General features: G+C 61.0%; 24 protein-coding genes. 13 read left to right on the top strand and 11 right to left on the bottom strand.

Going from position 1 to position 22,478, the window contains the following annotated elements; genetic code table 11:
- Positions 1 to 150: 150 nt before the first annotated feature.
- The gene (locus tag V6F91_RS24230; protein WP_332768892.1) at positions 151 to 723 is read left to right on the top strand and encodes a phosphoglycerate mutase family protein; all 573 of its coding nucleotides are present in this window, start codon (positions 151 to 153) and stop codon (positions 721 to 723) included.
- Positions 720 to 1,475, top strand: coding sequence for a precorrin-6A synthase (deacetylating) (cobF, locus tag V6F91_RS24225; protein ID WP_332768890.1), 756 nt, complete (start codon positions 720 to 722; stop codon positions 1,473 to 1,475). The genes V6F91_RS24230 and cobF overlap by 4 nt, the downstream gene beginning before the upstream one ends.
- Positions 1,476 to 1,735: 260 nt before the next feature.
- Here the strand turns inward: cobF and V6F91_RS24220 are convergent, their stop codons facing one another.
- Genes V6F91_RS24220 through V6F91_RS24210 form a run of 3 tightly spaced genes read right to left on the bottom strand, consistent with a single transcriptional unit; the run spans position 1,736 to position 4,317 of the window.
- Positions 1,736 to 2,917 (bottom strand): acetyl-CoA C-acetyltransferase, encoded by a 1,182-nt coding sequence (locus V6F91_RS24220; RefSeq protein ID WP_332768888.1) that lies wholly within the window; start codon positions 2,915 to 2,917, stop codon positions 1,736 to 1,738.
- Between the two features lie 11 nt (positions 2,918 to 2,928).
- A complete protein-coding gene (locus V6F91_RS24215) occupies positions 2,929 to 3,594 on the bottom strand; it encodes a CoA transferase subunit B (protein ID WP_039762320.1) in 666 nt (221 codons plus the stop codon).
- Positions 3,595 to 3,618: 24 nt separating this feature from the next.
- Entirely contained in the window at positions 3,619 to 4,317 is a 699-nt protein-coding gene (locus V6F91_RS24210) for a CoA transferase subunit A (protein WP_090282756.1), read from the bottom strand.
- 212 nt (positions 4,318 to 4,529) lie between these two features.
- Between V6F91_RS24210 and V6F91_RS24205 the strand changes: the two genes are divergently transcribed.
- Positions 4,530 to 5,417 (top strand): LysR family transcriptional regulator, encoded by an 888-nt coding sequence (locus V6F91_RS24205; protein ID WP_332768880.1) that lies wholly within the window; start codon positions 4,530 to 4,532, stop codon positions 5,415 to 5,417.
- Positions 5,418 to 5,631: 214 nt separating this feature from the next.
- On the opposite strand, the gene V6F91_RS24200 is transcribed toward V6F91_RS24205, so the two are convergent.
- Both V6F91_RS24200 and V6F91_RS24195 read right to left on the bottom strand, forming a co-directional pair.
- Positions 5,632 to 6,474, bottom strand: coding sequence for an NAD-dependent protein deacetylase (locus V6F91_RS24200; RefSeq protein ID WP_332768878.1), 843 nt, complete (start codon positions 6,472 to 6,474; stop codon positions 5,632 to 5,634).
- Positions 6,475 to 6,525: 51 nt separating this feature from the next.
- Entirely contained in the window at positions 6,526 to 7,572 is a 1,047-nt protein-coding gene (locus V6F91_RS24195; protein WP_332768936.1) for a class I SAM-dependent methyltransferase, read from the bottom strand.
- 414 nt (positions 7,573 to 7,986) lie between these two features.
- On the opposite strand from V6F91_RS24195, the gene V6F91_RS24190 reads away from it, so the two are divergent.
- Positions 7,987 to 8,826 (top strand): DUF692 domain-containing protein, encoded by an 840-nt coding sequence (locus tag V6F91_RS24190; protein WP_332768876.1) that lies wholly within the window; start codon positions 7,987 to 7,989, stop codon positions 8,824 to 8,826.
- On the top strand, positions 8,819 to 9,568 hold the full coding sequence (locus V6F91_RS24185) for a DNA-binding domain-containing protein (protein ID WP_332768874.1): 750 nt from the start codon (positions 8,819 to 8,821) through the stop codon (positions 9,566 to 9,568). Before V6F91_RS24190 ends, V6F91_RS24185 begins: the two co-directional genes overlap by 8 nt.
- A 37-nt stretch (positions 9,569 to 9,605) precedes the next feature.
- Here V6F91_RS24185 and V6F91_RS24180 read toward each other — a convergent pair whose 3' ends face one another.
- Together V6F91_RS24180 and V6F91_RS24175 are read right to left on the bottom strand one after the other, a co-directional pair.
- On the bottom strand, positions 9,606 to 10,913 hold the full coding sequence (locus V6F91_RS24180; RefSeq protein WP_332768872.1) for a HAMP domain-containing sensor histidine kinase: 1,308 nt from the start codon (positions 10,911 to 10,913) through the stop codon (positions 9,606 to 9,608).
- On the bottom strand, positions 10,910 to 11,650 hold the full coding sequence (locus V6F91_RS24175) for a response regulator (RefSeq protein ID WP_332768870.1): 741 nt from the start codon (positions 11,648 to 11,650) through the stop codon (positions 10,910 to 10,912). Before V6F91_RS24175 ends, V6F91_RS24180 begins: the two co-directional genes overlap by 4 nt.
- 297 nt (positions 11,651 to 11,947) lie before the next feature.
- On the opposite strand from V6F91_RS24175, the gene V6F91_RS24170 reads away from it, so the two are divergent.
- The 5 genes from V6F91_RS24170 to V6F91_RS24150 all read left to right on the top strand — a co-directional run bounded on the left by V6F91_RS24170 (position 11,948) and on the right by V6F91_RS24150 (position 15,116).
- Positions 11,948 to 12,211, top strand: a complete 264-nt coding sequence (locus V6F91_RS24170; RefSeq protein ID WP_332768868.1) for a DUF2790 domain-containing protein — start codon at positions 11,948 to 11,950, stop codon at positions 12,209 to 12,211.
- A gap of 29 nt (positions 12,212 to 12,240) precedes the next feature.
- Positions 12,241 to 12,579, top strand: a complete 339-nt coding sequence (locus V6F91_RS24165; protein ID WP_332768865.1) for a hypothetical protein — start codon at positions 12,241 to 12,243, stop codon at positions 12,577 to 12,579.
- A gap of 36 nt (positions 12,580 to 12,615) precedes the next feature.
- Positions 12,616 to 13,845: a cytochrome c biogenesis protein DipZ gene (locus V6F91_RS24160; protein ID WP_332768863.1), complete on the top strand. Its 1,230-nt coding sequence runs from the start codon at positions 12,616 to 12,618 to the stop codon at positions 13,843 to 13,845.
- Positions 13,846 to 13,997: 152 nt separating this feature from the next.
- On the top strand, positions 13,998 to 14,270 hold the full coding sequence (locus V6F91_RS24155; RefSeq protein ID WP_332768861.1) for a DUF4242 domain-containing protein: 273 nt from the start codon (positions 13,998 to 14,000) through the stop codon (positions 14,268 to 14,270).
- Positions 14,271 to 14,303: 33 nt separating this feature from the next.
- On the top strand, positions 14,304 to 15,116 hold the full coding sequence (locus tag V6F91_RS24150) for a class I SAM-dependent methyltransferase (protein WP_332768859.1): 813 nt from the start codon (positions 14,304 to 14,306) through the stop codon (positions 15,114 to 15,116).
- A gap of 681 nt (positions 15,117 to 15,797) precedes the next feature.
- On the opposite strand, the gene pcsA is transcribed toward V6F91_RS24150, so the two are convergent.
- The gene (gene pcsA, locus V6F91_RS24145) at positions 15,798 to 16,520 is read right to left on the bottom strand and encodes a phosphatidylcholine synthase (RefSeq protein ID WP_332768857.1); all 723 of its coding nucleotides are present in this window, start codon (positions 16,518 to 16,520) and stop codon (positions 15,798 to 15,800) included.
- A 254-nt stretch (positions 16,521 to 16,774) separates the two neighbouring features.
- Here pcsA and V6F91_RS24140 point away from each other — a divergent pair, with 254 nt between their 5' ends.
- Together V6F91_RS24140 and ligD are read left to right on the top strand one after the other, a co-directional pair.
- A complete protein-coding gene (locus V6F91_RS24140) occupies positions 16,775 to 17,521 on the top strand; it encodes a tellurite resistance TerB family protein (RefSeq protein ID WP_332768855.1) in 747 nt (248 codons plus the stop codon).
- A 134-nt stretch (positions 17,522 to 17,655) separates the two neighbouring features.
- A complete protein-coding gene (gene ligD, locus V6F91_RS24135; protein ID WP_332768853.1) occupies positions 17,656 to 20,274 on the top strand; it encodes a DNA ligase D in 2,619 nt (872 codons plus the stop codon).
- A gap of 3 nt (positions 20,275 to 20,277) precedes the next feature.
- On the opposite strand, the gene V6F91_RS24130 is transcribed toward ligD, so the two are convergent.
- Positions 20,278 to 20,679, bottom strand: a complete 402-nt coding sequence (locus V6F91_RS24130) for a hypothetical protein (RefSeq protein ID WP_332768851.1) — start codon at positions 20,677 to 20,679, stop codon at positions 20,278 to 20,280.
- Between the two features lie 80 nt (positions 20,680 to 20,759).
- On the bottom strand, positions 20,760 to 21,074 hold the full coding sequence (locus tag V6F91_RS24125) for a DUF2388 domain-containing protein (RefSeq protein ID WP_332768849.1): 315 nt from the start codon (positions 21,072 to 21,074) through the stop codon (positions 20,760 to 20,762).
- Positions 21,075 to 21,236: 162 nt separating this feature from the next.
- Here V6F91_RS24125 and V6F91_RS24120 point away from each other — a divergent pair, with 162 nt between their 5' ends.
- Positions 21,237 to 21,890 (top strand): DUF2238 domain-containing protein, encoded by a 654-nt coding sequence (locus V6F91_RS24120; protein ID WP_332768846.1) that lies wholly within the window; start codon positions 21,237 to 21,239, stop codon positions 21,888 to 21,890.
- Between the two features lie 4 nt (positions 21,891 to 21,894).
- Here the strand turns inward: V6F91_RS24120 and sodC are convergent, their stop codons facing one another.
- Positions 21,895 to 22,413: a superoxide dismutase [Cu-Zn] SodC gene (gene sodC / locus V6F91_RS24115; protein ID WP_332768844.1), complete on the bottom strand. Its 519-nt coding sequence runs from the start codon at positions 22,411 to 22,413 to the stop codon at positions 21,895 to 21,897.
- Positions 22,414 to 22,478 lie beyond the last annotated feature (65 nt).

Below are 22,478 nucleotides of genomic sequence, written 5' to 3'. Positions count from 1 at the left end.
ATGCCGGCGTCAGAACTTGCCTTATGACTAGTCATTCCAGTTGGCCGCAGATGATCTGGCATCCACCCGGCAGCCCCCGGTTTACGGCACAATTGCCGCCAGTTCAAAACCTGTCCTTGATTGCAGCAGTGACCGACCGGAGCGCTTCCCGTGCAGACAACGCGTTTGACATTGATGTGCCATGCACGAACCGTCGCACAGAAACTGGCGCGTTTTCCTACGAACGAGCTTGTTGAAAACACCGGGCTGGCGCCGGCTGCACTGATCGCGCGTTTCAATACTGCGCCGCGTTTGCTCTGCGCGCCGGAACTGCGCACGCGCCAGACGGCGGCGTGGTTTGGCGCGGATGCGCAAATCGACGAAGCGCTGCGCGACTGTGATTGGGGGCGCTGGAGTGGCGTGTCGATAAAGGATCTGCAACGCAGCGAAGAGGCAGCCCTGAATAGCTGGCTGTGCGACACTCATGCGGCGCCACATGGCGGGGAATCGGTAGCACAACTCTGTGCGCGGGTGGCCGGGTGGCTGGCCAGTGTGCAAGCGACTCCGGGTCATGTGCTGGCGGTGACTCATCCGTTTGTCATTCGTGCAGCGCTGACCGAAGTCATGCGCGGGGCGGCGTTTCATGACATCGATGTCGAGCCGCTGTCGACAGTGGAGCTGCGCTTCAGCGGCCGCTGGCGCCTGCTTCTGCCCGGCCTGGATATGACAGGAGCCCTGCGATGAAACAATTGCTGGTGATCGGCATCGGTGCCGGAAATCCCGACTACCTCACGATGCAGGCGGTCAAAGCGCTGAATCGGGTGGATGTGTTCTTTCTGATGGACAAAGGTCCGCGCAAGGACAAGCTGATCGATTTACGCCGGGAGATCTGCGCGCAATACATCAGCGACCGCGACTATCGTTTCGTCGAGGCCCCCATCCCGGAGCGCGAGCGCGATGCTGTCGACTACACGGCCAGTGTCGATGGCCTGAACAGGGCCAAACAGCGCACCTTTGAACGGCTGATCAATGACGAATTGTCCGACGGCCAGTGCGGCGCTTTTCTGGTGTGGGGCGACCCGGCGTTGTACGACAGCACCGTGCGCATTCTTCAGGCGATTCTGGCGTCGGGCGCGTGCGCCTTCGAATTTCAGGTGATCCCGGGCATCACCAGCATTCAGGCACTGGCGGCACAGCACAAGGTGCCGCTGAATACGATTGGCCGCTCCATCGAAATTACCACCGGGCGGCGTCTGGCCGCCGGGCAGGTGAGTGAGGCGGACAGCCTGGTGGTGATGCTCGATGCCGAGGACGCGTATAAACGGGTGGCCGATACGCAAACCGAGATTTATTGGGGAGCCTATCTGGGCACGCCGGACGAGATCCTCATCAGCGGCCGGCTGGCGGACGTTGCCGACGAGATCGCGCGGGTGCGCAAGGCGGCGCGGGCGGAGCATGGGTGGATCATGGATACCTATTTGTTGCGCAAGCCCTAGATTTTCGCAATCTGGGCCGGCCCCTTCGCGAGCAGGCTCGCTCCCACATGATGAAATGCGACCCCTGTGGGAGCAGGCTTGCTACCACATGTTGAAATACGGTCCCCTGTGGGAGCGAGCCTGCTCGCGAAGAGGCCGTGACATTCAAAGCAGCTTTTGGACAGGCAAAAAAATACCCGGTGCAACGCAAGTCGCCCCGGGTTTTTTGTTGCCGGCAAACAGCGGATGTCGTGGATCCACCGCCTGCCGTGAACTCGTTGTCAGCCGCGTTCCAGCGCCAGCGCCACGCCTTGGCCGCCGCCGATGCACAAGGTCGCCAGACCTTTTTTCGCATCACGCTTGAGCATCTCATGGAGCAGGGTCACCAGCACCCGGCAACCCGACGCACCGATCGGGTGACCCAGCGCGATGGCGCCGCCGTTGACGTTGACCTTGTCCAGATCCCATTGCAGATCCTTGGCCACCGCCAGTGATTGTGCGGCAAAGGCTTCGTTGGCCTCGATCAGATCAAGTTGCCCGATGCTCCAGCCCGCCTTGTCGAGGCAGCGGCGGGTCGCCGACACCGGGCCGATGCCCATGATCGCCGGGTCAACGCCAGCATTGGCGTAAGCGGCGATTTTCGCCAGCACCGGCAGGCCCAGAGCCTTGGCTTTTTCGGCACTCATCAGGATCACCGCAGCCGCGCCGTCGTTCAGCGACGAAGCGTTGCCGGCGGTGACGCTGCCATCCTTTTTAAATGCCGGACGCAGTTTCGCCAGGGAGTCGGCGGTGGTATCGCCGCGCGGCTGTTCGTCGACCTTGAACGCGACCGGATCGCCTTTGCGCTGTGGAATCAGGATCGGGGTGATCTCGTCGACAAAACGACCCGCCTCGATGGCCGCGGCGGCTTTCTGTTGCGAAGCTGCGGCGAAGGCGTCTTGCTGTTCACGAGTGATCTGGTATTTATCGACCAGGTTCTCGGCGGTGATGCCCATGTGATAATCGTTAAACGCATCCCACAGGCCGTCGCTGATCATCGTGTCGACGATTTGCGCGTGGCCCATGCGCAGACCGGTGCGTGCGCCCGGCATCACATAGTTGGACAGGCTCATGTTTTCCTGACCGCCGGCGATGATCACTTGCGCGTCGCCGCAACGGATTGCCTGTGCGCCGAGATGCAAAGCCTTGAGGCCCGAGCCGCAGACCTTGTTCAGGGTCATTGCCGGAACCGCGTGGGGCAGGCCGGCCTTGATCGCGGCCTGACGCGCCGGGTTCTGGCCAGCGCCGGCGGTCAGCACCTGACCCATGATCACTTCATCGACCTGGGCACCGTCCAGACCGGTCTGCGCGAGCAACTGACGGATCACCGCCGCGCCCAGATCGACCGCGGACACGCTGGCCAGCGAGCCTTGAAAACTGCCGATCGCGGTACGCGTGGCGGCAACAATGACGACGTCTTGCATTTTCGAATTCCTCACTCGGCAGCGAACTGCATTTCCGGTACGTGATCCGGGACGATCAGTTTACCAGCGGTTTTGGCGACGATTTCCTCGACGCTGACGCCAGGTGCGCGTTCCTTGAGGACAAAAGCGCCATTTTCGATTTCCAGGTAGGCCAGGTCAGTCAGCACACGCTTGATGCAACCGGCGCCAGTCAGCGGCAGGCTGCACTTGGCCAGCAGCTTGGACTCACCATCCTTCGACGCGTGGGTCATGATCACGATGATGTTGTCGGCGCCGGCCACCAGGTCCATCGCCCCGCCCATGCCCTTGACCAGTTTGCCGGGGATCATCCAGGAGGCGATGTTGCCTTCGACGTCGACTTCGAACGCGCCGAGCACGGTCAGGTCGACATGGCCGCCGCGAATCATCGCGAAGGACTCGGCGGAGTTAAAGATCGACGCGCCGATCCGCGCGGTCACCGTTTGTTTACCGGCGTTGATCATGTCGGCATCGATGGTTTCTTCGGTAGGAAAAGGTCCCATGCCGAGCAGGCCGTTTTCCGACTGCAGCATGACTTCCATGCCTTCGGGAATGTAGTTGGCGACCAGGGTCGGAATGCCGATACCGAGGTTCACGTAGTAGCCGTCCTGCATTTCGCGGGCGACGCGCTGAGCCATTTGTTCGCGGGTAAGTGCCATGGTTTTATTCTCCGTCAGCCTGAATTATTTGCGGATGGTGCGCTGTTCGATGCGTTTCTCGAACGTGCCGCAAATGACCCGGTCGACGTAGATGCCCGGGGTATGGATCTGCGTGGGGTCGAGTTCGCCGGGTTCGACGATTTCTTCGACCTCGACCACAGTGATCTTGCCGGCAGTCGCGGCCAGCGGGTTGAAGTTCTGCGCGGTGTGACGGTAGACGACGTTACCGAAGTGGTCGGCTTTCCAGCCTTTGACGATGGCGAAGTCGCCGGTGATGGATTCTTCCATCAGGTACTTGCGCCCGTTGAACTCGCGCACTTCCTTGCCTTCGGCGACCGGAGTGCCGACACCGGTAGCGGTGAAAAACGCGGGAATGCCAGCACCGCCGGCGCGCATCTTCTCGGCGAGGGTGCCTTGCGGGGTCAGGATGACTTCGATTTCGCCTTTGAGCAGTTGCTCTTCGAACAGCTTGTTTTCGCCGACGTAGGAGGCGATGACTTTGCTGATCTGACGGTCGGACAGCAGCACGCCAAGGCCGAAGCCATCGACGCCGCAGTTATTGGAGACCACGGTGAGGTCGCGGGTGCCCTTGCGCTTGATTTCGGCGATCAGGTTTTCCGGAATGCCGCACAGGCCGAAACCGCCAGCGATCACGGTCATGCCGTCCTCAAGCCCGGCCAGGGCTTCCTCGTAGGAACTCACGCGCTTGTCGAAACCTGCCATATGCACCTCTTTTATTATTTGCGGGCGGCTGGCTAGCCGAATGACTGGAGTGTCGCGCCGCAGGATATATTTGTTAAGTTGATTTTTAAGGTTGATTAATAGATAAAACTCAACAGTAGCCGAAGAGATCGTTCCCACGCGGAGCGTGGGAACGAGCACCGCGTCAGGCTTGCAGCTTGACGCTAGCAGCTTACGACTGGAGCGCAGCGACCATGACCATCAAACAGATCCGCGCCTTTCTGGCCGTGGCCCAGAGCCTGAGTTTCGCGGTGGCCTGCGAGCGCTTGCACCTGTCGCAATCGGCGTTGAGCCTGACCATCAAGGCGCTGGAGGAGGGCCTGGGTGGCCGTTTGTTCAGCCGCAACACGCGCAATGTGGCACTGACCGCTGAAGGCGAATCGTTGCTGCCACTGGCCCGGCGTCTGATTGCCGATTGGGACAACGCCGAAGACGAAATGCGCCAGCGCTTCAGCCTGCAACGAGGGCGGGTGACGCTGGCAGCGATGCCATCGTTTGCCGGCAACCTGTTGCCGCCGATCCTGAAAACCTTCCGCGCGCGTTATCCGAACGTCAACGTCACGGTGAACGACGTGATCAACGAGCAAGTGCTGGAAATGGTCCGTGACCGCCAGGTTGAACTGGGCGTGGCGTTCGAACCGATGCAGAGCACTTCGTTGACGTTTACCCCGTTGTACATGGATCGCTTCGTTGCCGTGGTGCCCAAGGATTCACCCTTGGCCCGGCGCACCGAGATCGACTGGCAGACGCTGCTGCAGGAACCGTTCATCACCTTGCAGCGGCCATCGACGGTGCGGGTAATGCTGGAGGAGCATTTGCAGGCGCGGGGCAAGAAATTGCCGGTGGAATTCGAGAGCCATCAATTGGCGACGGTCGGGCGGATGGTCGCCAGCGGGCTTGGGGTGAGTGCGGTGCCGGCATTGTGCGCCGAACAGATGCAGGAACTCGGCGCTCAGCGCCTGACGCTGCTTGACTCGGTGGAACGCGCCATTGGCGTACTGACTGAACCGGGCAATGAACTGTCGGCGGCGGCGCAGGCGTTGTTTGATATTTTCAGGGCAGAAGATCTGGTGCGACTGTGAGATTTCCCCCTCACCCCAGCCCTCTCCCCAGGGAAAGGGAGCCGATCGGGTTGTCTCGCGTCATACATCGACCTGCAAAACCGAGTCGATTACCGATTCACAGCTGGACGTTCATGTCGCAACAGCACTCGAATGTTTCCCAATCGGTCCCCTCTCCCTCGGGAGAGGGCTAGGGTGAGGGGCCGGTTTCAAGTCGAACGCAAACTCCAGACACTCATCGCTCCAGCGCCAATGCCAACAAAGGCAACAACCGCTCACACGAAGCCTCTATCTTCACATCCAGCAATTCATCCGCCCGGGTCTTGCCCAGATTGATCGCAACCAACGGCTTACCGCGATCGGCAATCACCCGACACAAACGGAACGCCGAATACGCCATCAACGAAGACCCGACCACCAGCATGCCACCGGCAATCTCCGCTGCTTTCATCGCCCGTGCCGCCGTGGGCTGCGCGACGTTTTCACCGAAAAACACCACGTCCGGCTTCATCCGTTCGCCAGAGCAATGCGGGCAGTGCGGCACCTGAAAGCGTGCTTCGAAAGCGGGGTCGAGCAAGGTGTCGCCGTCAGGCGCCTGCACCGCATCGACGCCGGCCAGATAGGGGTTTTGCAGCTCCATCAACTGCTGAATCGCATCGCGCTCACTGCGTTGGCCGCAGTCCAGGCACAGCACCCGATGCAGGCTGCCGTGCAGTTCGATCACATCATGACTGCCGGCCTGATCGTGCAGGGTGTCGACATTCTGCGTGATCAAGGCGCTGATCAACCCTTGGCGCTGCAAACCGGCGATGGCCTCGTGTGCCGCATTCGGCCGAGCCTGACGCACCCTCGGCCAGCCAAGCATCGCCCGCGCCCAATAGCGTCGGCGTGATTCCAGGGCGGATAGAAACTCTTGATACATCATCGGCTGCCGGCCACGGCGTACACCGTCGCTGTCGCGGTAGTCGGGAATGCCCGACGGCGTGCTGATGCCGGCGCCGGTCAGTATCAGAAAATCGCCATCGGCCATCAGTTGTTGCAGGGTCTCGAGGTGTTCGCGGGTCGGGCTGTCGAGCATGTTCAGCGCTCCGAAAAGACGTTGCCAGCAGGTTAGCACGACCCGCGCAGGTTACTTGCGCGCCTCCAGAATCAGGTTGAACGGCGTCTGCGTGGCCCGGCGGAACTGCTTGAACCCGGCTTCAGTGAACACCTTGCGCAAGCGCATTTCCCCCGCCTGGGCACCGAGGCCCAGGCCGACTTCCTGCGACAGCGAGTTCGGCGTGCAGATAAAGGTCGACGCCGCATAAAACAGCCGCCCGACCGGATTGATATTGTCGTCTAGCGTGTCGTTGGCAAACGGCTCGACCAACAGCACCGTGCCGTCATCCTTGAGTGCTGCATAGGCGTGACGCGCGGCGCCAACCGGGTCGCCCATGTCGTGCAGGCAGTCGAAATAGCAGATCAGGTCGTAGTCATCGCCGGGGTAGCCTTTGGCCGAGCCCTGAAAGAACGTCGCCCGGCTGCTGACGCCGCCTTCCTCGGCGCGCTGCGTAGCGACGCTGATTGACGGCGCGTGATAGTCGTAGCCGACGAAACGCGAGTTGGGAAACGCCTGCGCCATGATCACCGTCGAGGCGCCGTGGCCGCAGCCGATGTCGGCGACTTTCGCGCCTTCTTCCAGTTTGGCCACCACACCGTCCAGCGCCGGCAACCATTCGGCGATCAGATGGCCCTTGTAACCCGGGCGAAAGAAGCGTTCGGTACCGCTGAACATGCACGGGTGGTGATCGCCCCAGGGCAGGGCGCCATTGCCGCGCATGGCTTTGACCAGTTTGTCCTTGTCATGGAAAAACGATGCCACCACGCCAAGCCCGCCCGCGACATACACCGGCGAATCCTCGACCGCCAACGCCAGCGCCTGTTCTTCCGGCAGGCGGAACTGCCCGTCCTGATGCTCCATATAGCCCGACGCCGCGTGGGCGCTGAGCCATTCGCGCACCAGCCGTGGATTGCAGGTGGTTTTTGCGGCGAGGGCATCGGCACTGATCGGCTGACTGTCGGCCATCGCCCGGTACAGGCCGAGTTCTTCACCGACGATGACATTGGCCAGCATCGCCGCGCCGCCCATGTCGTTGACCAGTTTGCCCATGAATTGGTTGAGCTTCGCCTCGTCCATCATGTGTGCTCCTGAAAACAGGATCACAGTCCGGCGGCGTCGAAGGTCGAGGCGTGCGCCACCGGGCGGTGGTCGCGGAAACGGGCAGGGCACGACAGAAGTCCTGCGTCCCCCTCGACTGGGTAATGAAACAGTCTAGCCGCCGTTCGGGCGTGATGCCGACTTTGTGAACAATGAAAAACCCTGTGGGAGCGAGCCTGCTCGCGAAAGCGGTGAATCAGACAATGAAGTTTTTTAATGATAAACCGCATTCGCGAGCAGGCTCGCTCCCACAACGGATTCGCAATCGAGCTGTATCTTTGTGTATCCCGGACGCAGAGCGATACACGCGGTTGCAAACGACCGGTTAATTGCACACAGCAGCGATACAGCCGGCGCTTCAACTGGGCAAAACCCGTTATTGAGGTGATTCCCGTGCAAACGCCGCTTTCATCACTGCCACCCAGCGTCGGCCTCGGCCTGCGCCGTGGCCTGCTAAAAGATCTGCAAACCGCCCGCGCTGGTGATTTCGATTTTCTCGAAGTCGCGCCGGAAAACTGGATCGGCGTCGGCGGGGCGCACGGCGCGGCGCTGGGTGAACTGGCCGAGCGCTATCCGTTGTCCTGCCACGGCTTGTCGCTCTCGCTCGGTGGTACCGCGCCGCTGGACGTCGGTTTCCTGCGGGAAGTGCGGGTGTTTCTCGACCATTACAACGTGCCGCTGTACAGCGAACATCTGAGCTATTGCAGCGATGACGGGCATCTGTATGACTTGCTGCCATTGCCGTTCACTGAAGAAGCCGCGTACCACGTAGCCGCGCGCATCCGTCAGGCACAGGACATCCTCGGCCGACGTCTGGCGGTAGAAAACGTTTCCTATTACGCCGCCCCGCACCAGGACATGGACGAAGTGACATTCACCAACGCCGTGCTGCGCGAGGCCGATTGCGATCTGCTGCTGGACGTGAATAACGTCTATGTCAATTCGGTCAATCACGGCTTCGACCCGCAGGCGTTTCTTGCAGGCATCGAGCCGCAGCGGGTGGTGGGCATGCACGTCGCGGGGCATTTCGATGAGTCCGACACGCTGAAAATCGACACCCACGGGGCCTCGGTAAAACCCGTGGTGTGGGACTTGCTGGCGCAGGCCTATGCGCGGTTCGGTGCGCAGCCGACCTTGCTGGAGCGGGATTTCAACTTTCCGGCCTTTGCCGAACTGGTCGGCGAACTGCAGACCATTCGCCACTTGCAAGCAGGAGGGCGACCTCGTGGATAACCTGCTACAGCAACAACACGCGCTGACCTGCTATCTGCGCGATCCCGAACACCAGACACCGCCCAGCGATATGAATGCTGCGCGGGTTGAGGTTTATCGCGAGCTGGTATTCAACAACGTTTCGCAGCTGTTGAGCGGAACCTTTCCGGTGCTGATCCGGATCATCGGCGAACCGCGCTGGCGTTTGCTGGTGCGTGGTTTCTTGCGAGACTGGCGGGCGCAGACACCGAAATTCGGCGAGATCGCCGGGGAATTTATCGATTATCTGGGCTCGCAACCGCCAGTGTTGCAGCAAGGGCCGTGGCCGGCGTTTCTGCTGGAGCTGGCGCATTACGAATGGGTGGAAATGGTGTTGCAGCAATCAGACGCCCCCGCGTTGCCGCTGACGGCCCCGGCGCTGCTGCTTGAACGCCCCCTGCAGGTTTCGGCGCTGGCTTGGCCGCTGGCGTATGCCTGGCCGGTGCATGAGCTTGATCCGCACAATCAGCCCGATACGCCACCGGCGCAACCGACCTTGCTGCTGGTGCGGCGCACGGCGGATTTCAGTGTGAAGTTTTCCCTGCTGAGCCCGTTGGCTTTGCGTTTGTTGCAGCGTATTGGCGAGTTTGCAGAGTTGACGGGGCGTGAGCATTTGCAGCGGCTTGCAGAGGAGGCGGGGCAAGCGGCCAGTGACGCATTCATCGACGATGGCCTGGCGTTGCTGCGCCAGCTGCATGCGGATCGGGTGGTTGGCATCACCTGAATGAAACACAATTCATTGGGAGTGAGCCTGTGTGCGCTTATTGGTTGATGGGCAGCTTCAGTTCCGCACACAACCCGCCACCCTCACGGTTACTCAATGTCAGCGTCCCGCCCAGCGCCATTGCCAGTTGCTGGGCGATGGCCAGGCCCAGACCGGTACCCCCGGTATCGCGATTGCGCGAGTTCTCCACCCGGTAAAACGGCTGCAGCACCTGCGCCAGTTCGGCGTCGGCGATGCCCGGGCCGCGGTCGAGTACGCTGATTGTCAGGCTGGCGTTGTCGGCGGCGACATGGAGTTCAGCGGCGCCGGCGAATTTCAGGGCATTGTCGGTGAGGTTTACCAGCACTCGGCGCAAGGCGTGCGGGCGGGTGTCGATGACCGCCGTGCTGTGGCCGACCAGTTGCACCTGCTTGGCCATGTCCTGATAGTCGAACACCAGGCTTTCGAGAAAGGAGTCCATGTTGATACGCCGGCTCTCTTCTGTCGCGCCATGCACGCTGCGCGCATAGGCCACTCCTTCGCGCACCAGATGTTCCATCTCGCTGAGGTCGTTGCACAGTTTGTCTTTTTCAGCGCAGTCGTCCATGAATTCGGCGCGCAATTTCATTCTGGTGATGGGTGTTTGCAGGTCGTGGGAAATCGCCGCCAGCAGTTGCATGCGTTCTTTGAGGTAGGCGGCGATGCGCGCCTGCATGGTGTTGAAGGCACGCGCCGCGTACACCACTTCATTCGGGCCCGATTCGTCGAGCTTGATCGGGTTGGCGTTGGGGTCGAGGGTTTCCACGGCGTTGGCCAGGCGGGTCAGCGGCCGGATCGCGATGCGCACCGCCAGCCAGGTGCAGGCGATCATCAAGGCCAACTGGCCAAGCAGCACCACCGGCAACCACGGCGACAGCGGGGCCATAGCCGGGCGTACGTCGATGGTTAGCGGGCTGCCGTCGCTCAGGCGCAGATGGCCTTGAAAGTGTTGGCGCGGCCCGGGGATGTCGGTGAAGGTCAATGGGTAGCGCGCACCGATGGCCTCGGTGATCGAGGTCACCGCCACTGGCACATCACGGGCGCCAATCGGTGTGCCCGGATCGCCTTCGCTCAACAGGTAGCCGTAATTCTTGCGCGCCAGACGGGTGAGCCACGCCGGACGTTCTTCGGCAGGCAGGCGATCGAGGATCGCAACCGAGGTGGAAACGTCGGTTTCCAGATTGCCGAGCATGGTGTTCTTCGCGCTTTCGTAGCGCTCGTAGTATTGCGCGCCAAACGACAGCGCCTGGGCGAGGATCAGCCCGATCAGGAAAATCAGCGACAGGCGCGACGCGAGGGTGCGTGGCCAGTGCAGATTGAGGGTCATGCCGGCGCCCCGAGAATTTCCACCGGCAACGAGAACACATAACCCTCGCTGCGCACCGTCTTGATGTACGCCGGTTCGCGCGCGTCATCGAGCAGGCGCTGGCGCAAACGGCTGACCAGCAAGTCGATGGAACGGTCGAACAGGTCGGCATCTCGCCCTTGGGTCAGGTTGAGTAACTGATCGCGGCTGAGCACCCGCTGCGGATGATCGAGAAACACCCGCAGCAAACGATACTCGGCGCCGCTGAGGGCGACCATGGTGCCGTCGGTGTCCAGCAGATGTCGTGCCGAGGTGTCCAGCTGCCAACGGCCAAAGGCGAGCAGGCGTCCAGCTTCGGTGACCACCAGATTCGGCGGCAGCATGCGCGTGCGGCGCAGCACCGCGTTGATCCGCGCCAACAGCTCGCGCGCGGCGAACGGTTTGGTCAGGTAGTCGTCGGCGCCCATTTCCAGGCCGATGATGCGATCGGTTTCATCATTGCGCGCGGTCAGCATCAACACCGGCGTGGCCTTGTGTTTGCCCATGCGCAGTTCCCGGCACAACTGCAGGCCATCGTCGCCCGGCATCATGATGTCGAGCACGATCAGGTCGACAGTGTTGGCTTCGAGGAAACTGCGCATCTGCCGGCCATCGGCGACGACTGTCGTGCGCAGACCGTTTTTCTTCAGGTAGTTGCCCACCAGCTCACGGATCTCGCGGTCGTCGTCGACGATGAGAATGTGATCGACATGTTCCATGGTTCAAGCCTCTGTCAGAAGGGGAATGCCGTGCAGTCTATAGCGCCTGCATTGGCGCGCCTGCGAGCCTTTGTATTGCAGTGTATCTGCCGTGCTGCCGGATACACGGAAACGCAAAAACAGGATTTTTTCAGGGTTTTGTATCGCTGTGTATCGCCCGCTGGCAGGGATACACAGCGATTGAATCGCGCCTGTTCCTGACACAGACGCGATACCTCGCGAGCTTTAAATAGGTTCCATCGAGGCAAACACACAACGCCTCGGCCCAAACCCAATGAAGCCTTGAGGATTACCGCCATGAACAACAAATCCGTAGTCGTCGCCTGCCTGTTTGCCGCTTTGAACATCTGCACCCTGTCGGCCCGTGCCGAAGCGGCTACCGCCCCGCAAACCTACACCTACGGCACCCACCTGGATATCCAGAAAGTGATCTCGCTGGAACAGGACAACTCGGTGGCCTGCGGCATCGTCGAAGCGCGCATGACTTACCTCGATTCGGCCGGCACCACCCGCGTGCTCGATTACAGCAAATTCGCTGACAGCTGCAACAACGACAACTGATCAATCACTCTTTCTGGAAGGTAAATATCATGAACAACGTATCGCGCTTTCTGACGGCCATCGCTTTCTCCCTGGCCGGCGTGGCCGCCCATGCCAATGCTGCGGTTGAACAGCCTGGCTGTCACACCAGCACCTGTTTTCAGCTGACCCCGGTGGCGAAGCAGGGCACCGATGGCTTGCTCGCGGCGGACGGCGCCAGTCGCACACCGCAGGGGCAGATGATTGCTGCGGACGGTTCGAGTCGCACCCCGCTGGGCCAGATGTTCGCCGCGGACGGTTCGAGTCACACCCCGCTGGGCCAGATGTTCGCCGAGAACGGCGCCAGCCGCACGCCGCAGAGCCAATGGCTGCAAAGCCAGAGCGCCTGATTGCTCATCACCGTCATATAAAAAAGGTGACTCACCATGTACCTCATCGCGTTTCTCGGCGGTCTGCTGACCGTGCTCAGCCCCTGCATCCTGCCGGTGGTGCCGTTTCTGTTTGCCGGTGCGCAGCGTAGCCGCGCCTCGATCCTGCTCACCCTCGGCGGCATGGCCCTGACGTTTGCGCTGATCTCCAGCCTGGCGGTGGTCAGCAGCGAGTGGGTGATTCAGGCCAGTAACACCGGACGCCACGTCGCGCTGATCGTGATGAGCGTGTTTGCCTTGTCGCTGATCTCGGCGCGTATCGGCGAATGGCTGACCCGACCCTTTGTGATGCTCGGCAACCGTCTCGACCCGAATGCACAAAACAAGGCCGGGCCGCTGGGCTCGATCATGCTCGGGGTCGCCACCGGGCTGCTGTGGGCGCCGTGCGCCGGGCCGATTCTCGGCGTGATTCTGACTGGGGCCATGCTGCAGGGGGCGAATGCGCAAACCAGCTTGTTGTTGCTCGCTTACGGCGCTGGCAGTGCCTTGTCGCTGGGCGTGCTGATCTTCGCCGGACGTGGCCTGGTCAATCGCTTGAAACCGTCGATTCCGTTCACCGGCTGGTTGCGTCGCGGTGCCGGCGTCGCTGTGCTGGGAGCGGCCGTGGTGATTGCCACAGGTTTTGATAAAACCTTGCTGTCGAACACCTCGTCCGAAGGCGTGGCCAGCGTCGAAAAAAGCGTGCTGGAAAACGTGCCGAAAGTCGTCGACTACCTCGTCACCAAGGTCCGTGCGGACTCGCCGATGGAGGAGGGCAAAGGCGTGATGCCGCCGCTGACGGGCGCGGTGCAATGGCTGAACTCGCCCGAGCTGACCAGTGAATCCCTGCGCGGCAAAGTGGTGTTGGTGGACTTCTGGACCTACGACTGCATCAACTGCCAGCATACCCTGCCTTACGTGAAGGATTGGGCAAAGAAATACGAAAAGGACGGCCTCGTGGTGATCGGCGTCCACACTCCGGAGTACGGTTACGAGCGGATCATCGACAACGTCAAGGATCAGGTTAAAAAGCTCGGCATCACCTACCCGGTGGCGATCGATAACAACTATGCGATCTGGCGCAACTTCGATAACCAGTACTGGCCGGCGCATTACCTGATCGACGCCAAGGGGCAGGTGCGTTACAGCCACTTCGGTGAAGGCAGTTATGAGGCGCAGGAGCTGATGATCAAGCGATTGCTGGAGGAGGCAAAAGCGCATAACGGCAAAGGTGTTTCAGACGCTTGACAGATTGCCACCATTCATCGGCAAAGCCCCGGTTTTCAAGGGTTGGCAGACGATCGGCGGGGACGCCGATCAGCCGTAGCGCGATAGTGGCAATGCAGGGCGAGACCCGGCGACCTGCTCTCTTGGCCATATAACAGGAATGCGAGGTTGTCATGCCCAAATTCGTGATTGAACGCGAGATACCCAATGCCGGTGAACTGTCGCAAGCCGAACTCAAAGCCGTGTCGCAAACGTCGTGTCAGGCGTTGCGCGACCTCGGTCCGCAAGTGCAATGGCTGCACAGCTACGTGACCGCCAACAAAATCTACTGCGTGTACATCGCGCCTGACGAGGAGCAGGTACGCGAACATGCCCGGCTGGGTGGTTTTCCGGCCAACAGTGTCGCGCGGGTGGAGCGGATCATCGATCCGACCACTGCCGAATGATCACGCTTTCACCGTTCAGCGGAGTTCGACGTCATGAATACCCCGATTGATCTCACTGCCCTGAAAGAACGGCAGAAAGTGGCGTGGGCCAGCGGCGATTACGCCTTGATCGGCACCACGTTGCAGATCGTCGGTGAGAACCTCGCCGAGGCCTGCGATCTGCGTTGCGATGAGCAGGTGCTGGACGTCGCTGCCGGCAATGGCAATGCCACTCTGGCGGCGGCGCGGCGGGGTTGCCTGGTGACTTCTACCGATTACGTCGCAGCATTGCTGGAACGCGGCCAGGACCGGGCCCGGGCCGAGCATCTGGATGTGACCTTTCAGGTGGCTGATGCCGAGGCGTTGCCGTTCGCTGATGAAAGTTATGACGCGGTGTTGTCGACGTTTGGGGTGATGTTTGCGCCGGATCAGGCGCAGGCGGCGGCGGAGTTGGGCAGGGTTTGTCGGCGTGGCGGGCGGATTGGTCTGGCCAACTGGACGCCGGGCGGTTTTGTGGGTCAGATGTTCAAGGTGCTCGGCCGGCATCTGCCACCGCCGGCCGGTGCGCAACCGCCGTCGAACTGGGGCACGGAGGCGTGGTTGCATACGCATTTTGCTGATCAGGATTTTGTGATTGAGGTAACGCGTCGGCATTTCCATTTTCGCTATCGTTCGGCGGCGCATTTCATCGATATTTTTCGCCATTGGTATGGGCCGGTGCACAAGGCTTTCGCTGTGTTGCCGGCAGAGGGCGCGGAGGCGCTGGAGGCGGATCTGACCGAGTTGCTTGAGCGCTTGAATCGGGCGGGGGAGGGATCGTTGGTGGTGCCGAGTGAGTATCTTGAGGTGGTGATTGGCAAGCGTTGATGCTGCTCTTGGGGGCATATCCGTTGCTTCGGTTGCTGCGGCTGACGGTTTCGCCTGACGGCGACTCACTTTTTTTCAGACGCCAAAAAAAGTAAGCAAAAAACGCTTGCTCCTACGTTCGGCCCTCGCAGGCTCGGGTCCCTTCGCTCCGGGATCGATCCGGGCGCAGCGGCTACGGTTTGCTTCGCTGCACCTACTTCCGCTGCGTCTGGCTGCGCCAGACGGTCGCTGCGCTCCCACGCCCGGATCAATCCCTCCACTCAGCTTTCCGACGTCGCTGGTGGATCAAGATCAAAGGCACTCGAGCTAACGCTCATTGTTGAGTGGTTAGAAGCGGGTGGTTGGCTTTGGATTTTGGGTGGGTTCGCCCCTCACCCCAGCCCTCTCCCCCTGGAGAGGGAGCCGATTTTGGTTGGATTCGAAATTAGCGTTCGACTCGATATTTCACGTCAGCGTAGCTCTCACATTCACCCCGATCAGTCCCCTCTCCCTCCGGGAGAGGGCTAGGGTGAGGGGCTTTTGATTTTCGCTTTTGATGTTCAGGCTGAGTACAAGCATGCCTGACACCCGCCATCACCAGCAGGTTGACGGCGTTCCAACTGAAAAAACGCAATCAAAATGCAGGAGCTTGCCTGCAAGCGATGGCGGCCTTACAGCCGACCAGTTTCCAATCAATGCCACCTATTTCACCTGCCCCCGATCAAACCACTCCAGCGCCGTGCGCCAGATGCAGATCCCCAGAAAATAAGCCGACATCAGCAGCCACACGCCCATGACCATCGGGTTGATCTGCGGGTGGTTGAGCACCAGCGACAGGCTGCACAACAACCATATCGCGGTGACGGCGATGTTGATCGGCATGAACCGGCGTACGCGGAAGGGATGCAGGAATTTCATCCGGGTCACCGTCAGCAGCGCCAGGCCGATCACTGTGAGAAAGGTGAGCCACGGTCCCGGGCCGATGATGTACAGGCACAGCGCAACCACGTTCCAGGCGGCCGGGAAGCCGACGAAGTAGTTGTCTTTGCTTTTCATGTTGACATTGCAGAAGCAGAACAGTGACGACACCAGAATCAGCGACACCGTCAGCAGCAAGGTGTAGTCGGGCAAGGGGATGTAGCGGTAGATGAACAGCGCCGGGATGAATACGTAGGTCAGGTAATCGATCACCAGGTCGAGGATCGAGCCGTCGAAGCTCGGTAGCACCGATTGCACATTGACCTTGCGCGCCAGCGCGCCGTCGAGGCCGTCGACGATCAGTGCCACGCCCAGCCACATCAGGCAGTGGGTCGGCTGGTTTTCCAGCAGGGCGAGGGTCGCCAGAAATGCGGTGACCACGCCAGTCGCGGTAAAACCATGGGCGCCCCATGCTTTGAGCCTGGCGATGTGTATGGTCGATATCACGGGAGCGTTCTCCAGAAAGTGCAGCTGGCCGGGTGTCACCCTTGCAAGGGCGCCGGCGAACCGGGTCGGGGTTGCAGCTATCGACCGGTTTGGCCGGGATAAGGTTCACGCATCATCAATCTTAGCCGGGCGGCGAAAAAATTCCTCGACCGGCGCGGCCAGACGTCGAGTGTCAGCCAAACGGTGCTGGCGCTATGGCTGGCGGGGACTATGGTTGCCTGACGCAGTCACGGCCAATGCCTGAGGATGACGTCATGAACACCAGCGATTTGCTTGAACAACTGCTGCGGGGCCAGGCCTCGGGGCGGCAGTCCACGGGGGCGTCTGCCGGAGAGGGCCTGGGTGGGCTCGGTGGTTTGCTCGGCGGGCTGTTGGGCGGCGGTCAGGCCGGTGGCGCTGGCGCGGCGGCATCCGGCGGGTTGGGTGGATTGCTCGGTGGCTTGCTCGGCGGTGGCGGTGGCGGATTAGGCGGTGCTTTGGGTGGTGCTTTGGGCAGCCGCAGTCGTTCCGGCGGTACGAACTATGCGGCACTGGCATCGCTGGGGATGATGGCGTATCAGGCTTATCAGGCCTGGCAACGCAGCCAGGCCAGTGCGGCGCCGCAGCAGATTCCGCAAACGGCCGATCTGCTCGCTGGCCCGCAAATCGAAGAGCATAGCCACGCAGTTTTGCGTGCGTTGATCGCGGCGGCCAAGGCTGACGGCCGCATCGATGAAACCGAGAAACATTTGATCAGCAGCGAAATCGGCAAACACACCAGCGATCCGCAGTTGCAGCAATGGCTCGACGCCGAAGTCGCCAAGCCGCTGGACCCTGCCGAAGTGGCGCAATCTGCGCAGGGTGACCCGGCGGTGGCGGCGGAGATGTATCTGGCCAGCGTCTTGCTGGTAGACGACCAACAAGACGCTGAGCGCCGCTATCTCGATGAACTCGCCGTCGCCCTCAACATAGACCCCGATCTGCAGGTGCATCTGGAAGCTCAGGCAAAAGGTCAGGCCTGAGCAAAAAGCCAAAACCCGCCGACAATCAAAGCCCTTGGCGGTCCATCCGTCCGGGGCTTTTTCAGCTCGATTGAATTTTTCTCACGGCGCATCGCTCTTCTACATAACAGAGCCAGTCTGCAATCGGTGCGCCCATGAACAGGAATCTCGACGACTACAACCGCATGCGCGATTTTTCCGCGACTTCGGAACCGGCCGCGGTAAAACGCTCCGGCCGTAAAGCTGCGAAGGATCACGCCTTGCAGTTCTGCATCCAGAAGCACGACGCTTCGCACCTGCATTACGACTTTCGCCTCGAACTCGACGGCGCGCTCAAGAGCTGGGCAGTGCCGAAAGGGCCGTCGCTCGACCCCAAGGTCAAGCGTCTGGCGGTGCACGTCGAAGATCACCCGCTGGATTACGCGACCTTCGAGGGCAGCATTCCCGAGGGGCATTACGGCGCCGGCGATGTGATCGTCTGGGACCGTGGCGTGTGGATTCCCCTCGACGATCCGCAAAAGGCTTACGCCAAGGGCCGGCTCAAATTCGAATTGCAGGGCGAGAAGCTTGGCGGGATCTGGAATCTGGTGCGCACGCACATGCCGGGCAAGAAGGAACAGTGGTTTCTGATCAAGCATCAGGACAACGCCGCCCGCCCGCAGGATGACTACGACGTGTTGGTCGCGGAACCGGACAGCGTGCTGAGTGAGCGCACGATCGTCGCCAGCCCGAAAAAAACCGCCGAACAGGCCAAACCGGTGAAGAAAGCCCCGGCGAAACCGCGCAAACAGGCGACCGGCAAACTCACTGGCGCACACAAGGCCAAGCTGCCGGCGCAACTCAAACCCGAGCTGGCGACGCTGGTCGACAGTGCACCGGAAGGGCAGTGGAGTTACGAAATCAAGTTCGACGGCTACCGGATCATGGCGCGCATCGAGGGCGATCAGGTGCAACTGTTCACCCGTAACGGCCATGACTGGACGCACAAACTGCCGCAACAGGCTGAAGCCTTGGCGGCGTTAGGTCTGGAATCGGCTTGGCTGGACGGTGAAATGATCGTCGCCAACGAGCAGGGCGTGCCGGATTTTCAGGCGCTGCAAAACGCTTTCGAAGTCGGGCGCAGCGGCAACATCGTTTATTACCTGTTCGATTTGCCCTATCTCAACGGCGTCGATCTGCGCGAAGTCGCGGTCGAGGAACGGCGCGCCGCATTGGCGACCATTCTCGGCACGCAAAAGAGCGAATTGTTGCGCTTTTCCGAAGCTTTCGAAGAGACTCCGGACGCGCTGCTCAACAGTGCCTGCCAGATGCAGGTGGAAGGCTTGATCGGCAAGCGCTTGGGCTCGCCTTATGTATCTCGGCGCAGCAGCGACTGGATCAAGCTCAAATGCAAACACCGGCAGGAATTCGTCATCGTCGGCTACACCGATCCGAAAGGCGCGCGCAGTGCCTTCGGCGCGTTGTTGCTCGGCCTGCATGATCGCGACAGCGGTGAATTGCGCTACGCCGGCAAGGTCGGCACCGGGTTCAACGAAACCACGCTGAAAAGCATTCTGGCGCAACTCAAACCTTTGCTGGCCAAAAGCGCGGCGGTGGTCAATCCGCCCAGCGGCTTTGAGGCCAAAGGCGTGCATTGGCTCAAGCCCAAACTGCTGGCAGAAGTGGCATTCGCCGAAATGACCAAGGACGGCTCGGTGCGCCACGCCGTGTTCCATGGCTTGCGCAACGACAAACCGGCCAAAGCCATCACCGAGGAGCGAGCGAAGCCTGTGAAGACTGTCGAAAGCAAAACTGCCGAGAAGAAACCCGCGAAGAAGACCGCTGCCAGCAAGCCTCTGAGCAAAAAAAACGCGGCGAGCAAAACCGAAAGCGCACCGTCGCAAGCCAACCTCGCCAACGGCAAAGTGCGTATCACCCACCCGGAGCGGGTGATCGACGCGGTCAGCGGCACCACAAAGATGCAGCTCGCCGAGTATTACGCCAGTGTCGCCGAATACATTCTGCCGCACCTCAAGGATCGCCCGGTGGCGCTGGTCCGCGCCCCGGACGGAATTGCCGGCGAACTGTTCTTCCAGAAAAACGCCGAGCGCCTGGCGATCCCCGGCATCAGCACGCTCGACAAGGACGTCACGGGGCAGCCGGTGATGATGATCAACAGTGCCGAAGCGCTGATTGGCGCGGTGCAGATGAGCACGGTCGAATTGCACACCTGGAATGCCACCCAAACCGATCTGGACAAGCCCGACCGCTTCGTCCTCGACCTCGACCCGGACCCGACGTTGCCGTGGAAAAGCATGGTCGAAGCCACGGCGCTGACCCTGACCGTCCTCGATGAACTGGGGCTCAAGGCGTTCCTGAAAACCAGCGGTGGCAAGGGTATTCACCTGGTCGTGCCGCTGACCCGCAAGCACGGCTGGGACGAGGTCAAGGATTTCAGCCACGCCATCGTCAGCCACATGGCGAAGCTGTTGCCGGACCGTTTTTCAGCGGTGTCCGGCCCGAAAAACCGTGTCGGCAAGATCTTCATCGATTACCTGCGCAACGGTCTGGGCGCCACCACCATTTGTACTTATGCGGCACGCGCGCGTGAAGGCATGCCGGTGTCCGTACCGGTTTTCCGTGAAGAAGTGGCGGAGATCAAGGGCGGCAATCACTGGAATATTCACAACGTGCACGAGCGCCTGGCCGAGGTCGGTGAAGAACCGTGGGCGGATATAAAGAAAACCCGCCAGACCATCACCGCGCAGATGCGCAAACGCGTCGGCATGAAATAGTGATCAGGCGTCGCGCAGCAAGTCGTGGGCGTTGAGCAGTTCGAAAGCGATCGCCGGGTTGTTGTTCAAGCCTCGGCGAATCGCCGTCGGGATGGCTTTGCGGGTTTTGCGGCACAGGCCGGGCAGCTCGTCGATGTCGATGTCGATGCCGAGCATGGTCCGCACTTCATGGAAGCCCGGGGAGATCTCCACGCGAATACCTAACTGCTCATACATGCGTTTTTGCAAATGACGCAGATCGGCGAGGTCTTTGAGCTGTTCCAGACGCGCCAGCAGGACTTTTTCTTCGTTGCGAGTCAAGCGCAGGATGCGCAAATCGGCGCCGGGGGTGTCCAGCAACGGGGCGCGCCCGCAAACGCAGGCGCCGGGTGGGCAAGGGGAGCGCAAGGGCGCGGTGGTCGTCATGGCCTCCATCATAGAGGCCGTCGGACCGTTTTGCCTATGTGCGTGAGGCAGCCGTCCATCGGCCGCCGTCTTCCTGAAAACTAAGGTTTCAGGCCTTCGTAATGCACCAGAATCGCGTTGGCGAGGTCTTCATCACTGGCGTTGAGGCCTGGGTTGTCCTGGCGCACCTGTTGCAGCACCGATTCAAGATAAACCCCACGTATGGTCCCGCCACTGGCGACGAATGCAGAGACATCGTCACGGGCTGGAATGACCATCTTGTCATCCTTGAAGGTCGAGTACAGCGACGCGGAAACACCGGCCGAGGTGGCGACATCGCCCGCATCGACACGGGCCAGCGCCGAACCGACCGGCAGGCAAAGGAGTAGAGATGAAACGAGCACTAACTTGCGCATGACGGTGTTCCTCCGAAGGCGCGAAGCAAAAGAGAAGGGACTACATAACGTCAGAGATGATCGGCGCGCGGGAGTTCCGTGAGCGACGAAAACGCAGCGGCAAGGAACCGGGCAAAACGGTGGAGGGTCTACCGCTTGCCTGTATTGTTGAGAGTCGACCCGATGCTCGTCAGAGTCAGCGACAACGTTGCCCGCCCCGCAGATACGCGAATCGAAGCCGCCTTGCTAGGCGGATTTGTCCTGCTGGCCATCGCGCTCGGCATCTCCCCGCGAAGCCGCGTCGACTGGTTGCTGGAAAATGTACTGGCGGCGGCGCTGGTGTTGGCTCTGGTACTGGCATATCGGCGGTTTCGCTTGTCGTCCTTTTCGCTGGTGATGATCTTCGCCTTTCTGTGCATTCATGAAGTCGGTTCGCATTACACCTATTCGCGGGTGCCCTACGATCAATGGAGCACGCTGCTGACCGGCGTCAGCGTCAACAAGGTCCTGGGTCTTGAGCGCAATCACTATGATCGGCTGGTGCACTTGAGCTACGGATTGCTGCTGGTCTGGCCGATGCGCGAAGTGCTGCTGCGCCTGACCCCGTTGCGCGGTGCCTGGCTGGTGCTGATGACCTTGAGCGTGGTGCTGGCGACCTCGGCGTTGTACGAACTGATCGAGTGGGTCGGCGGCGCTTATCTGGGGGATGACACCGGACAGGCCTTCGTCGGCGCGCAAAACGATCCCTGGGATTCGCAGAAGGACATGGCCCTGGCGCTGGTTGGCGCCGGGCTGTCCTTGCTGATGTTGGCAGGCGGGCGTCGAGCGCCGCGCTGAGCCGTCAGATCACTCCGCAGGCCATGCGATCACCGCCACCGCCCAGTGGCTTGGGCATGTCGGCGTGGTTGTCGCCGCCGGCGTGAATCATCAGGGCGTGGCCCTTGATCTCGGAAATTTTCTTCAGGCGCGGTGCCAGCACCGGATAATTGGCGACACCGTCAGCCGTCACATACACCGCTGGCAAATCACCCAGATGGCCGTCGGCGTAGGGGCCAAGATGCTTGCCGGTTCTCGCCGGATCGAAGTGACCGCCAGCGGCCAATGCCGCGCCTTTCACGCCATCCTTCACGCTCGCTTCGCAGCTGCCGTTTTCATGCACGTGGAAACCGTGAATACCGGCCGGCAGGGATTTAAGGTCAGGCGAAAACAGCAGGCCATATGGCGTCTCGCTGATGGTGATCGAGCCGATCGCCTGCGGCGCACCGTCGGCGCTGACCAGATTGATTGCGACTTTCTCCGTTGCCTGTGCGGTACCCATCGCCAGGGTGCCGAGCAGACCAAACCATAATGCGCGTTTCATTAGCGTTTCCTTCAGCTGCATGAATGTTCGAAGCGATGGATTCATAGCCTGCCAGCGTTAACCGG

This window comes from Pseudomonas koreensis, from assembly GCF_036668835.1.
Taxonomy (GTDB): domain Bacteria; phylum Pseudomonadota; class Gammaproteobacteria; order Pseudomonadales; family Pseudomonadaceae; genus Aquipseudomonas; species Aquipseudomonas koreensis_I.
Note: the sequence above shows the minus strand (reverse complement) of the source record. Positions and strands in the feature narration are given on the sequence as shown.

What these genes read in the sequence shown, in the direction of transcription:
- V6F91_RS24210 (WP_090282756.1), bottom strand. Translation starts at nt 4,317, where the DNA reads ATGGCAGGTTTCGACAAGCGCGTGAGTTCCTACGAGGAAGCCCTGGCC.
- V6F91_RS24125 (WP_332768849.1), bottom strand. Translation starts at nt 21,074, where the DNA reads ATGCGCAAGTTAGTGCTCGTTTCATCTCTACTCCTTTGCCTGCCGGTC.
- V6F91_RS24215 (WP_039762320.1), bottom strand. Translation starts at nt 3,594, where the DNA reads ATGGCACTTACCCGCGAACAAATGGCTCAGCGCGTCGCCCGCGAAATG.
- V6F91_RS24195 (WP_332768936.1), bottom strand. Translation starts at nt 7,572, where the DNA reads ATGGACGAGGCGAAGCTCAACCAATTCATGGGCAAACTGGTCAACGAC.
- V6F91_RS24175 (WP_332768870.1), bottom strand. Translation starts at nt 11,650, where the DNA reads ATGGAACATGTCGATCACATTCTCATCGTCGACGACGACCGCGAGATC.
- V6F91_RS24180 (WP_332768872.1), bottom strand. Translation starts at nt 10,913, where the DNA reads ATGACCCTCAATCTGCACTGGCCACGCACCCTCGCGTCGCGCCTGTCG.
- V6F91_RS24170 (WP_332768868.1), top strand. Translation starts at nt 11,948, where the DNA reads ATGAACAACAAATCCGTAGTCGTCGCCTGCCTGTTTGCCGCTTTGAAC.
- cobF (WP_332768890.1), top strand. Translation starts at nt 720, where the DNA reads ATGAAACAATTGCTGGTGATCGGCATCGGTGCCGGAAATCCCGACTAC.
- V6F91_RS24220 (WP_332768888.1), bottom strand. Translation starts at nt 2,917, where the DNA reads ATGCAAGACGTCGTCATTGTTGCCGCCACGCGTACCGCGATCGGCAGT.
- V6F91_RS24165 (WP_332768865.1), top strand. Translation starts at nt 12,241, where the DNA reads ATGAACAACGTATCGCGCTTTCTGACGGCCATCGCTTTCTCCCTGGCC.
- V6F91_RS24130 (WP_332768851.1), bottom strand. Translation starts at nt 20,679, where the DNA reads ATGACGACCACCGCGCCCTTGCGCTCCCCTTGCCCACCCGGCGCCTGC.
- V6F91_RS24160 (WP_332768863.1), top strand. Translation starts at nt 12,616, where the DNA reads ATGTACCTCATCGCGTTTCTCGGCGGTCTGCTGACCGTGCTCAGCCCC.
- sodC (WP_332768844.1), bottom strand. Translation starts at nt 22,413, where the DNA reads ATGAAACGCGCATTATGGTTTGGTCTGCTCGGCACCCTGGCGATGGGT.
- V6F91_RS24140 (WP_332768855.1), top strand. Translation starts at nt 16,775, where the DNA reads ATGAACACCAGCGATTTGCTTGAACAACTGCTGCGGGGCCAGGCCTCG.
- V6F91_RS24155 (WP_332768861.1), top strand. Translation starts at nt 13,998, where the DNA reads ATGCCCAAATTCGTGATTGAACGCGAGATACCCAATGCCGGTGAACTG.
- V6F91_RS24200 (WP_332768878.1), bottom strand. Translation starts at nt 6,474, where the DNA reads ATGCTCGACAGCCCGACCCGCGAACACCTCGAGACCCTGCAACAACTG.
- V6F91_RS24205 (WP_332768880.1), top strand. Translation starts at nt 4,530, where the DNA reads ATGACCATCAAACAGATCCGCGCCTTTCTGGCCGTGGCCCAGAGCCTG.
- V6F91_RS24120 (WP_332768846.1), top strand. Translation starts at nt 21,237, where the DNA reads ATGCTCGTCAGAGTCAGCGACAACGTTGCCCGCCCCGCAGATACGCGA.
- ligD (WP_332768853.1), top strand. Translation starts at nt 17,656, where the DNA reads ATGAACAGGAATCTCGACGACTACAACCGCATGCGCGATTTTTCCGCG.
- V6F91_RS24150 (WP_332768859.1), top strand. Translation starts at nt 14,304, where the DNA reads ATGAATACCCCGATTGATCTCACTGCCCTGAAAGAACGGCAGAAAGTG.